General features: G+C 54.1%; 1 protein-coding gene. It reads left to right on the top strand.

What is annotated here, in order from left to right; translation table 11 throughout:
* Positions 1-43: 43 nt before the first annotated feature.
* Positions 44-460, top strand: a 417-nt coding sequence (locus RND78_RS27925) for a helix-turn-helix domain-containing protein (RefSeq protein WP_312733478.1), incomplete at its 3' end; no start/stop codon positions are given.

Raw genomic sequence — 460 nt, 5'->3', positions numbered from 1 at the left:
TGAAATGACCCCCGAAAGTTGGACGCTGCCTTGAAGGCGTACCATGCCCAAGTACTCTCTAGCGTTCAAATTGAAGATCGTCGCTCAGTACCAAAAGGGCGATTGCAGCTACGGCCACCTCGCTAGGGTGCATGACGTCAGCGTGGTGCAGGTAAAAGGATGGATTGGCGCCTATGCCAATCACGGAAAAGCGGCTCTACAAAAGCGTTATCGTTATCACAGCATCGATTTCAAGATCGAGGTGGTGCGACAGATCGTCGAAGGCCTATCAATCCGACGGGCTAGTGAGCGATTTAGTCTCAATCGCTCCCAAATGCAGCGCTGGGTCGATGCGTGGCAGAGGTATGGTATCGAGGGGTTGGCCAGCAAACGCAGAGGTGACTCCTTGCCCCTTCTTCCCGTTCCAGATCCATCCGCTTTCAAGCCCCACATCGCAAACCCAGTCCGAGAGCTGGAAAAG

Source organism: Pseudomonas oryzihabitans (assembly GCF_032027545.1).
Taxonomy (GTDB): Bacteria; Pseudomonadota; Gammaproteobacteria; order Pseudomonadales; family Pseudomonadaceae; genus Chryseomonas; species Chryseomonas oryzihabitans_F.
The sequence above is the reverse complement of the archived record's forward strand: the minus strand, read 5'-3'. Positions and strand labels throughout refer to the sequence as shown.